Origin of the sequence: Streptomyces sp. NPDC051582 (genome assembly GCF_040681715.1) — a bacterium.
Lineage (GTDB): Bacteria > Actinomycetota > Actinomycetes > Streptomycetales > Streptomycetaceae > Streptomyces.
Genome location: NZ_JBFAZJ010000042.1, coordinates 43,215 through 51,890 on the forward strand (window position 1 = coordinate 43,215; position 8,676 = coordinate 51,890).

Annotated in this window: 7 protein-coding genes; 2 read left to right on the forward strand and 5 right to left on the reverse strand. The window is 71.0% G+C overall.

What is annotated here, in order from left to right:
- Positions 1-41: 41 nt before the first annotated feature.
- From AB0M92_RS35250 to AB0M92_RS35265, 4 genes are read right to left on the reverse strand one after another with little or no spacing between them, the layout of a single operon-like run.
- On the reverse strand, positions 42-899 hold the full coding sequence (locus AB0M92_RS35250; protein ID WP_366106438.1) for a class II fructose-bisphosphate aldolase: 858 nt from the start codon (positions 897-899) through the stop codon (positions 42-44).
- Entirely contained in the window at positions 890-1,837 is a 948-nt protein-coding gene (locus tag AB0M92_RS35255; protein ID WP_366106439.1) for a 1-phosphofructokinase family hexose kinase, read from the reverse strand. Before AB0M92_RS35255 ends, AB0M92_RS35250 begins: the two co-directional genes overlap by 10 nt.
- Positions 1,834-2,751: an ROK family protein gene (locus tag AB0M92_RS35260; RefSeq protein ID WP_366106440.1), complete on the reverse strand. Its 918-nt coding sequence runs from the start codon at positions 2,749-2,751 to the stop codon at positions 1,834-1,836. Before AB0M92_RS35260 ends, AB0M92_RS35255 begins: the two co-directional genes overlap by 4 nt.
- Before the next feature lie 49 nt (positions 2,752-2,800).
- A complete protein-coding gene (locus tag AB0M92_RS35265) occupies positions 2,801-3,673 on the reverse strand; it encodes a sugar isomerase (RefSeq protein ID WP_366106441.1) in 873 nt (290 codons plus the stop codon).
- Positions 3,674-3,877: 204 nt separating this feature from the next.
- Here AB0M92_RS35265 and AB0M92_RS35270 point away from each other — a divergent pair, with 204 nt between their 5' ends.
- Together AB0M92_RS35270 and AB0M92_RS35275 are read left to right on the forward strand one after the other, a co-directional pair.
- Complete coding sequence (locus AB0M92_RS35270; protein WP_366106442.1) at positions 3,878-4,636, forward strand: DeoR/GlpR family DNA-binding transcription regulator; 759 nt, start codon at positions 3,878-3,880, stop codon at positions 4,634-4,636.
- Positions 4,637-5,113: 477 nt separating this feature from the next.
- Entirely contained in the window at positions 5,114-8,071 is a 2,958-nt protein-coding gene (locus tag AB0M92_RS35275) for an Ig domain-containing protein (RefSeq protein WP_366106443.1), read from the forward strand.
- 63 nt (positions 8,072-8,134) lie between these two features.
- Here the strand turns inward: AB0M92_RS35275 and AB0M92_RS35280 are convergent, their stop codons facing one another.
- Complete coding sequence (locus tag AB0M92_RS35280; protein WP_366106444.1) at positions 8,135-8,515, reverse strand: recombinase family protein; 381 nt, start codon at positions 8,513-8,515, stop codon at positions 8,135-8,137.
- Positions 8,516-8,676 lie beyond the last annotated feature (161 nt).

Consider the following 8,676-nt stretch of genomic DNA (forward strand, 5'->3'; position numbering starts at 1 on the left):
CCGGAATGACCCGACCCCGCGGGGTCGGGTCATTCCTTGGCTCAGCCGGTGGCCCGTCCGGCGTGGGGCTCCGTCAGGATCCGCAGCAGGCGGGACACCTCCTGGGTGACGGCCGCGCGGCCGTCACCCAGGTAGGCCCGGGTGTCGACCAGGACGGAGTCCGCGCTCAGACGCCGGCGGACGGCCGCGGTGAAGGCCTGGTTCAGGTGGGTCGCTATGTTGATCTTGGTCATGCCGTGGGTGACGGCTGCGGCCAGGTTCTCGTCAGCCACGCCCGAGGAGCCGTGCAGTACCAACGGCACCGGGACGGCGGCACGCAGGGCGGCCGTCAGCTCCAGGTCCAGGACGGCGTCCCGCGTGAGCATGGCGTGCGAGGTGCCGACGGCCACGGCCAGTGCGTCCACACCGGTGCGCTTCGTGAACGCCTCGGCCTCGCCCGGGTCGGTTCGGGCGCCGGGCGCGTGGACGCCGTCCTTGCCCCCGACCTCGCCGAGCTCGGCCTCCACCCAGACGCCGGCGTCGTGGCAGAAGGCCGCGACCTCGGCGGTGGCCCGCACGTTCTGCTCGTAGTCGAGAACCGAGGCATCGAACATCACTGATGTGAAGCCCAGCGCGACTGCCTGCTGGACCAGCGACCGGTCGGTGGCGTGGTCGAGGTGGACGGCCACCGGCACGCCGGCGCCCTGTGCCACCGCCAGGGTGGCGCGGCCGATCGGTGCCAAGCCGCCGTGGTAGCGCACGGCGTTCTCGCTGATCTGAAGGATGACCGGGGCGCCGGCGCTCTCGGCTCCCGCGACGATCGCCTCGGCGTGCTCCAGTTGAATGACGTTGAAGGCTCCGACGCCGCGGCCGCTTCGGCGCGCAGGGTCGACGATCTCGCCGGTTGCGGTCAGGGGCATGGTTCTCCTCGATGATGTGCCGGGCCGAGTTCCTCGACTCGGACGAGGTTGAGCAGGCGGTCGTAGGCAGCGGCGTCGAAGCGGCCGGCCTGCGGTGCCAGGACGGTGGCGGCCGACAGGGCGACCGCGTGCCGGAGCCGGTCCGGCCATGCGGCCCCGGTGGCCAGCCCGAGGGCCAGCGCGGCGACCGCGGAGTCGCCCGCACCGGTCGGATTGCCGGAGATCGGGCCCGGCGGGCGGGCCTGCCAGCGGCCCTGCGGGGTGCAGGCGAGCAGGCCTCGCGGCCCGAGCGAGGCGACGACAGCCGCAGCTCCGCCGGAGCGGAGGAATTCGGCACCCTCCAGCGGGTCCTGGGTTCCGGACGTGGCGGCCAGTTCATGGGCGTTCGGCTTGATCAGGGCAGGACGGCCCGGGAGCCCGTGCAGCAGTGCCGGACCGTCGGCGTCCAGCACAGCCGGAACGCCGTGGGCCGTGGACCGTTCGACGAGCATCCGGTAGGCGTCCGTCGGCAGTCCGCGCGGCAGGCTCCCGGAGAGCACGACCACGGACGCCCCGGGCAGCAGGCGCTCGTAGTGCTCCAGGAAGTCGTGCCACTCCGCCGCGGAGACCAGCGGGCCCGGCTCCAGATAGATCGTGGTGTCGCCGTCCAGTTCTTCGGCCACGGCCACGGTGCGGCGGGTCTCTCCGGCCACTTCGACCAGTTCGTCGTGCAGTCCTGCCGAGGCGAGGTCCGCACGCACCGCTCGTCCGGTCGCCCCTCCGGCCAAGCCGGTGACGACCGCGGCGTGTCCCAGCGCGGCCAGCACGCGGGCCACGTTGACGCCCTTGCCGCCGGCCTGCTGGCTGGCCTCGCGCACGCGGTTGCTGGCGTGCCGGCGGACCTCGGGAAGCCGGTAGGTGAGGTCGAGGGCGGTGTTGAGGGTCACGGTGAGGATCATCGATCGCTGCCGTCCAGCAGGTCCTGCGCGAGCAGGGCCGCCCCCAGACTCCCGGCGCGGTGGCCGAGTTCGGCGGCGACCAGTTCCGGCGGGCCGCGGAAGGTGAGGCGATCGGCGACGGCCGTCCGCAACGGACCCAGAAACGGATCGCCCGCTTCGGCGAGTCCCCCGCCGATGACGATGCGCCCGAAATCGAGCACGGTCGTGAGGGCCGCCAGGCCCTCGGCCAGCGCATCGACCGCGTCGGTCCAGACGGATGCCGCCAGGGGGTCGCCCGCCTGCGCCCGCAGATGGACGTCCTTCGCGCTGACCCCGGCCTCGCCGGTCGTGGCGGCGTAGCGGCGGGCGATGGCCGAGGCGGAGGCCAGGGTTTCCAGGCAACCGCGGTTCCCGCAGGAGCAGAGGTGGCCGCCGGGGCGCACGACCAGGTGGCCGAGCTCCCCGGCGAAGCCGTGTTCCCCGGCGAACGGGCGGCCGCCGATGATCAGCGCGGCGGCGATCCCCGTCCCCACCGGGACGAAGGCGAAATCGGAGTGACCGCGGCCGGCCCCGAGACGGCCCTCCGCGATCCCGCCGGCCCGGACGTCATGACCGAAGGCAACCGGGAGGTCCAGGTGCTCGGTCATCCAGAGGCGTACGGGAGTGTCGTGCCAGCCGAGGTTGGCGGCGAGGACCGCGGTGCCCTCCTCGTCGTCCACCAGCCCGGGCACCACCACCCCGGCGGCCCGCGGCTCGGAGCCGTGACGCCGAGCGCGGGCCACGAGCGCGTCGGCGCAGCCGAGGACGGTGTCCATGACGGCGTCGGGACCGCGCTCGGCCCGGGTGTGCCAGTGCGCGTGGCTCAGGATCCGCCCTTCCTCGACGACGGTCCCCTTGATGTGGGTGCCACCGACGTCGAGGGCGATGACGCTCACCGTCTGCCTGCCTCGGCGGGGCCCGGCCCGGTCACGTCGCACCGAGGGGTCACGGCTGGTCCAGCACGATGGAGCGGGTGAGGTTGCGCGGGCGGTCGGGGTCCAGGCCGCGGGCCTTGGCCAGTTCCACGGCCAGGCGCTGGGCCCGGATCAGCTCGGCCAGCGGGTCGACCGTGGACATCACGGCGTGGGCGCCGGTCCGCGCGATCTGCTCGGGCAGGCCCGCCGGCGGCGGCCCGAAGAACCAGACGGTGCTCTCGGGTCCGCTGACGCTGATCGGGCCGTGCCGGTATTCCATGGCCGGATAGGACTCGGTCCACGAGGACGACGCCTCACGGACCTTGAGCGCCGCCTCGTGGGCGACGCCGCAAGACCAGCCGGTGCCCAGGAAGGTGAACTGCTGAGAAGCGAGGGCTCGTTCGGGCAGCGGAGCGGCCAGGGCCTGCTCGGCCTGTGCGGGCAGGTTCGCCGGGACGGCGCCGAGGTGCGCGCGCAGCAGGACGAGCGCAGTGGTCGCGAACCGGGTCTGTACGACGGACTGCTCGTCCGCGAAGTCCAGGGCGATGACGTCCTGCGCCGCATCGACCACGGGCGTCGCGACATCCCCGGTGATCGCGACGGTCGCGGTGTCACCGCTGCGGGCCAGGGCGTCGAGCACCTCGGTGGTGGTTCCGGAGCGGGTGAGGGCGACGACCCGGTCGTACCGGCGCCGGGCCGGGAACTCGGAAGCGGCGAACGCGTCCGTCTCGCCGGCGCCCCTGGCCTCACGCAAGGCCGCGTAGGCCTGTGCGATGTACAACGACGTGCCGCAGCCGACGACCGCGACGCGCTCGCCGGACTCCGGAAGACCCTTGGGGGTCAGATCGAGGGCACGCTGCCAGCACTCCGGCTGACTGGCGATCTCCGCATCGACGTGGGCCATGACGTCCTCCTGTGCAAAATTGAACGGTGCTGCTCAAAGATGAGTGATGTATAGCCTCTTTGAGCAAGAACGCGCAAGTGTGAGCAAGGGGCCGTGGCTCCACGGGGACGCGGATCGGGTGGTCGGCCGGGGCCGGAGCGGGTGTACGAGGCCCTTGAGGCACGCTCAGCGGGCCGCTCGAACGGCCTGCTCTAGACTCTCGCCATGCTCAAAGCCGACCGCACCGCCCGGATCCTCTCCCACGTCGCCGAGGTGGGCAGCGCCGACGTGCATGCGCTGGCGGAGTTGCTGAACGTCTCGGCCGCGACGGTCCGGCGCGACCTCCAGGAACTTCACGATCAGGGGCGGCTGCACCGGACGCGGGGTGGCGCGGTCGTCGGCAACGTCAATCTGGAACTGCCATTGCGCCACCGGCACGGCAAGCAGCAGGCGGAGAAGCGGCGCATCGCCCTGGCCGCCGAGCGGCTGGTGCCGGACGGTGCCGTCGTGGGGCTGACCGGCGGCACGACGACCAGTGAGCTGGCCCGCGTCCTGGCCGAACGCGGCGGGATCACCATCATGACCAACGCCGTCAACATCGCCGCCGACCTCATCGTCAGGCCGGAGATCCGTCTGGTCGTGGTGGGTGGCAACGCGCGCAGCGCGAGCTACGAACTGGTCGGCCCGGCTGCGGAGCGCATGTTGTCGCAGTACCACCTGGACATCGCCTTCATCGGCGTGGACGGCCTGACCGCGAGCGAGGGCTGCACGACGTACGACGAAATGGAGGGCCACACCGACCGGGCCTTCCTGCGCAGCGCCGCCCGAGCCGTGGTCGTGGCCGACAGCACCAAGGTGGGCCGGGTGACCTTCGCGGAAATCTGCCCGCTCTCGGAGGTCCACGATCTGGTCACCGACGATCACTTGACCGCGGATCAGGAAGAGGCCATCGCCGCCTGCGGCGTCCGGGTCCTGCGCGCCTGAGATCCCCGTCGGCCGGCTCGCCCCGGCGGCGCGGCCGACGTTCGAGTGCGGGCAGACCATGGTCGGGTCCGGAGCACTTCCGTGGCCCGACCGTCCGTCGAACACATTCCGCTAACCGGTGGGTTCGCCACCGTGAGCAGGGCTCCACCCAGGCCGAACGGCTTCCGATTTCCGCAGCGATGCCGGGCAACGGTCCGATAACGGTGGCTAGACCTGGCCGGTCCCCTTCGTTAATACTCACCCCACCGCAGACCGGCTTCTCATATCTGCTCACAAACGGCAGATTTCAAGCAGTTTCGATCAACCTGCTGATCGGTTTGCTTCGCAGGCCACCCACCCCCCCCCGCTGTCGAGCGACAGCCCAGCGGGAGCCGCGCACCCACCTTCCGGACCTTCGGCCCTGCCCTCGCGGGGGGACGGCGCGGCACGGCACCACAGCAGTGGCACGGCAGTTACCTCACGAGGAAGTGATGTCCCATGCAACTTGCACCGAAATTCGGAACACGCACCATGGCCGCCCTCGCGGCCGCAGCGTTGATCACCGCAACGTTCACCGGCCTGAGCGCGGGCACCGTCTCGGCGGCGGTCGTCTCGGACGCTTCCGGGAGTGTCGTGGTGGACGCCGGATACCTGCGCCTGGGGATGGACGCCACGGGCCAGGTCACCAGCCTGGTCGACAGGCGCACGGCCCAGAACCACCTGGCGAGCGGGCACGGCACGGCTCCCCTCGTCAGCCTGGTGATCGGCGGGCAGCAGGTGAAGCCGACGTCCCTGGCACTCGGCACCGACGGTTCGCTCGTCTTCAAGAACACGGCAGCCGGCTACGAAGTGCACGTGGCGGTCCAGGACCAGTCCGTCTACTCGACCCTCACCGTCACCAAGGTCATCGCACCCGAAGGCGCGGACGTCCAGACGCTGCTGTGGGGCCCGATCCCGACGAGCGTCACCCAGACCCTGGGCGAGTCCGTCGGCATCGTCCGCAACGGCGACTTCGCCATCGGCATGAAGCCGCTGACCGACCGTACCGAAGGCGGCTGGCCCCGCGAGTACACCGGGATGGGCTGGCAGAACGAGGTCTCGGGCAACCCGTCCAACCTCCAGGTGGCCCCGCTGGAGCAGTGGAGCGCCGGAGCACGTACCTCCTGGGGGACCCTGCTCCGCGCGTTCACCTTCGACTACACCAAGCAGCGCACCCGTTCGACCGTCGTGTACAGCGGTACCGGCTACCCGATCACGGTTCCGCCTCTGCCGTCCGGGCAGGGCAGCGTCGTGGGATCGAAGATCGCCCTGTTCGGAACGACGCCTGACATGGCGCCCACGGTGCTCTCGGGCATCGCGACCGGCGAGAACCTGCCGTACCCGACGATCAACGGCCAATGGCAGAAGACCGCCCAGGCCACGTCCCAGTCGATCCTGGTCCTCGACGATCTGAACACCGGCAACATCCCCCAGGCCGCCGGGCTCGCCAAAGCCGCCGGGATGAACGTGATCTACTCGATGAGGAACCAGGGGCCGTGGAAGTCCAGCGGCCACTTCGAGTTCGACTCGACCCTCGGCGGAAGCGACAGCGGCGCGGCCGACGCGGTGAACCAGGCGAAGGCCAACGGCGTCAACCTGGGCGTGCACACCCTGTCCGACTTCATCGAGCCGCACGACGGGTACGTCACGCCGACGCCCAGCCCGGACCTCGTCGTCGGACAGAGCTCCTCGCTGACCCGCGCCCTCGCTGCCACCGACACCACCGCGTACCTCGCCGGCTGCGCTCCGATGGCCGGCGGCATGAACGGCAAGCGGCTGCTGATCGGCACCGAGTACGTCACCTATACCGGCTTCGCGCAGGTGGGCAGCGAGTGTCAGGTGACCGGCCTGGCCCGCCACCAGTGGAGCTCCGTCGCTGCCTCTTACCCGGTCGGCAAGACCGCCTCCCGCATTGCAGAGAACGGGTATCAGGGGGCCCTGGGCAACCTGAACATCATCAACACCATCGCCGGCCGGTTCGCCACCGCGTGGAACACCACCGGCATCAAGGCGATGTCCTACGACGGGCTGGAGTCGGCCTCCCAGTCCGGCTGGGGCGCGTACGGAATGGCCAGCCTCGTCAACGGGACCTACCGCCAGCGGACCTCCAAGGACGGCCTCATCGCCGAGGCCAGCCGGATGGGCTCCAACATCTGGGACGGTGTCTCCCGGGCCAGCTGGGGCGAGATCGGCATCACCAGCATGAACCAGGTGTTCGTCAACAACGCGTACTACCGGGACAACTACCTGCCCGGCATGCTCGGCTGGATCGGGCTCCGCGGAACCGACAACCTCCAGACCCTCCAGGACACCCTGGCCCGCGGGGCCGGCCTCAACGCAGGGGCCGGTTTCCAGACCTCCTTGTCCAAGCTGACCGGATCGAACACCCCGGTGCTGCTGGACGCCATCAAGCAGTGGGACACCGCGCGCAACCTCGGCGCGTTCACCGCCGCCCAGCGCACGCAGCTCCAGGACGTGTCCAAGCACTGGAAGCTCAGCGTCGTCACGGCCGGCAAGACCTGGTCCCTGCAACAAGTCGACGCCTCCGGCAACCCCATCGGGGGCGCGCAGTCCGTCGCGGTCCCCACCGCGGCGTTCACCACCACCTCCCTGCCCGCCCTGCAGACCGGAAGCCTCTACGAGGCCCGGGTGCAGACGAACGTCCCCACGACCGTCCGCTACGCCGTCACCGCCGGCGCGCTGCCGGCCGGTCTGAAGCTCAACGCCGACACCGGTGGCATCACCGGCGTGCCGACCGCCACCAGCGCCGCCACCTTCACCATCACCGCTTACGGTGCGCCCGGTACGGCGGACGCCCAGCGCAGCTTCACCGTCGCGGTGGCCGCCGCCGCGGGTCCGCTGGACCTTTCGTCCGCCTACAACAACGTCGGCGTCACCTCGCAGAGCGCGGTCGCGCCAGGCAACTTCGACGGCATCGGCAACAGCTTCTCCGCCGAGCAGCTGGCCTCGGTCGGGGTGACGCCCGGTGCGACCGTGACCGCGAACGGGGTGAGCTTCACCTGGCCCGGCGCGGCCACCGGCACCCCGAACAACATCGCCGGCGGCTCCGCGGTGATCCAGGGCAACGGCAGGAGCGGCAACAAGCTCGCCTTCCTCGGATCAGAGGCCGGCGACGTCACCGACACCGTGACCGTCACCTACACCGACGGCACCACGTCCACCGGATCGATCGGCTTCCCGAACTGGACGACCTCCAGCGCCACCGAGTTCGGATCGACGCTGGCCTTCTCCACGACCGGCCGCAACACGCAGGCCGGCTATGCCAACACCGCCAACAGCTACCGGCTCTTCCACAACGAGATCGCGCTCGACCCCGCCAAGACCATCGCGACCGTGACCCTGCCTGCCAACCAGAAGATCCACACCTTCGCCCTCACCGTCGTTCGAGGCTCATGACGGCTGCACCGGCAGTGTGAACAGGGTGGTCCCACGCGTCCGTGACGCGTGGGACCACCCTGTTCATCGAGTTCCCGAGGTGGGGCGCCGTCCTTGCTGTGCCGCACTACGGGGCAGTTGGAGGATGCGGCGGCAACCGGCGGCGGTGAGCATGCGGAGCGCTGTGCGTGCCCTGGCGTCGTCGGGGCTGAAGACCCAGGGGCCCGGTACGAGCAGGACGCGGTGGCGGCCGGCGGCCACGGCCCGGGTGAGCTGCTCGAACTGGGGCCGCAGTCCCGTGCAGGGAACACCGTCGTCGACGTAGACGACGGGCGCGGGCATGCCCAGCCGAGCGGCGAACCGGTGCATGACCTCATGATGCGCGCGCATGCCGGCGGGGTCGCGGGGATAGCAGCGCAGGTACGCGGCGGGGGACAGGTTCGGGAGGGCAGGGGAGCTGGGCATGGGGATGTCCGACTGTTCGGAGCCGGTGGAAGGCCGGCAGGGGTGGGGGCGAACGCTTCCGGGCATGGGGAGAGCCGTCGCCGTGTTCATGGCGACGGTTCTCCGGTGGGGACGCCGGGTGGGTCAGGGCGTCAGGGGCAGCTGGTGCGGGTGTCGCCCGG

What these genes read in the sequence shown, in the direction of transcription:
- AB0M92_RS35250 (WP_366106438.1), bottom strand. Translation starts at nt 899, where the DNA reads ATGCCCCTGACCGCAACCGGCGAGATCGTCGACCCTGCGCGCCGAAGC.
- AB0M92_RS35255 (WP_366106439.1), bottom strand. Translation starts at nt 1,837, where the DNA reads ATGATCCTCACCGTGACCCTCAACACCGCCCTCGACCTCACCTACCGG.
- AB0M92_RS35265 (WP_366106441.1), bottom strand. Translation starts at nt 3,673, where the DNA reads ATGGCCCACGTCGATGCGGAGATCGCCAGTCAGCCGGAGTGCTGGCAG.
- AB0M92_RS35270 (WP_366106442.1), top strand. Translation starts at nt 3,878, where the DNA reads ATGCTCAAAGCCGACCGCACCGCCCGGATCCTCTCCCACGTCGCCGAG.
- AB0M92_RS35275 (WP_366106443.1), top strand. Translation starts at nt 5,114, where the DNA reads ATGCAACTTGCACCGAAATTCGGAACACGCACCATGGCCGCCCTCGCG.
- AB0M92_RS35280 (WP_366106444.1), bottom strand. Translation starts at nt 8,515, where the DNA reads ATGCCCAGCTCCCCTGCCCTCCCGAACCTGTCCCCCGCCGCGTACCTG.